The following is a 1,540-nucleotide window of genomic DNA, read 5'->3' on the forward strand; positions in this document are numbered from 1 at the left end:
TGATGTGTACCCCGAATTCCGCACATCGTGTTTAGCCGGCTAGTTGTCGTGCGTATTCCTTTGGGGTTTTCCATCCTAGCCTGGCCTGTCCCCGGCCGTGGTTGTAGTAGTGGATGTATTCGTCGATGATGTGTTCGAGTTCCTGCGGGCGTTTGTCCTTGGTCGGGCCAATCTGTTCCTTGAGCCGGCCCCAGAAGGATTCGATGGGGCTGTTGTCCCAGCAGCAGGCCTTTTTGCTCATGGACTGGCGGACGCCGAGCTCGGCGAGCTTGGCGCGGTACGCAAGCGCCGTGTAATGCACGCCCTGGTCGCTGCAGATCCATGTTTCCGGGGTCAATCCGGCGTCCTTGAGCTGGTCGAGCGTGTCGATGACGAGCGGCTCCTCGAGGCTGGTGGAGCATTTGTGGGCGAGGATCTCGTTCGTCTGGCAGTCGATGACGGCCGACAGGTAGGTGAAGCCCGAGGGCGCGCCCGTGCAGGGCAGGTAGGTGATGTCCGTCGACAGGACGCTGCGGGGCGCGCCGCGCCTGAAATCGCGGGCGACGGCGTCGGGCGCGATCTTGGGCAGTCCGTCCGTGCCGATGGGCCGGTACGGGTTCCTGCGCCTGGGCCGCCAGACGATGCCGTACTTGCGCATGAGCCGGCGGATCTTCTTGAGGTTCATCGGCGCGGATTTCACGCGGCGCAGCCAGTCGGCTATCTGCCGGCCTCCCTTGCGGGCGCCGTGGGATTCGGCGGCCTCGCGCACCAGGAGCGCGTCCCTGTCGTCGACGGCCTGCCTGGCGGCGCGGGCCGGGGCGGCGGCGAGCCAGTCGTAGTAGCCGCGGCGGGATACCTCCAGCGCGCGGCATGCGGCGCTGACGTTAAACTTCGGGTCCGCCTGGGCGAGGGACATGATGATCTCGAACCGCTCCGCCTTCATCGTCGATCCAGGTGCGCGCCGGGTCCTCTTCGCCAGCGCGCCAAGTGCTTTTAAAGCCTTCACCTGCGCTTCCAGCGAGGCGATCCTCGCGGCTTGCGCGGCGATGATCCGCCGTTCCTTTTCCTCGGAGCGTTTCCTTTGCCGGGCCATCCTGTCCTCCATCCGGGCGATCCTGCGGTCTCGGATGGCGCGCTGCCGTGCGACGGCCTCGCGCTTCTCCCTTTTCAGCGATTCTATCCGTTTGGAACGCCTTGCGGCCGGGCCGTCGGTGCCGGTCAGGCAGTCCTTGGCCTCGGCTTCCTTCCAATGGGCGATGGCGCGTTCTATGCGCTTGCCGCCGATGAGCGAGGCGGGCAGGCCGGCGTCGGCGAAGATTCTTCCGGGCTTGTCTCCGGCGTGGTAGCGGCGCATGCATTCGACCTTGAACTTCTTGGAGTAGGTGATGCGCCGGGCGGTGACGGCCTCGACCGCGTCGAGCGCGGCGAGGAGTTCCCGTTCGGCGGGAGTGAACATTCCGTTTTTCATGTCACGGGCTCCTTTCGTGCCCGCCGGCCTTGGTTCCGATTCCGGTTTATTCACGGTTTCGGAACATGTGTACGGAATGTGGGGTACACCTCA

At 65.2% G+C, this 1,540-nt stretch carries 1 protein-coding gene; it reads right to left on the reverse strand.

The genetic code is table 11. The annotated features are described in order from the left end of the window. Positions 1-31: 31 nt before the first annotated feature. Positions 32-1,447, reverse strand: coding sequence for an IS3 family transposase (locus AC1AX7_RS09365; RefSeq protein ID WP_476509814.1), 1,416 nt, complete (start codon positions 1,445-1,447; stop codon positions 32-34). Positions 1,448-1,540: the final 93 nt, after the last annotated feature.

Source organism: Bifidobacterium sp. LH_449, assembly GCF_056356755.1.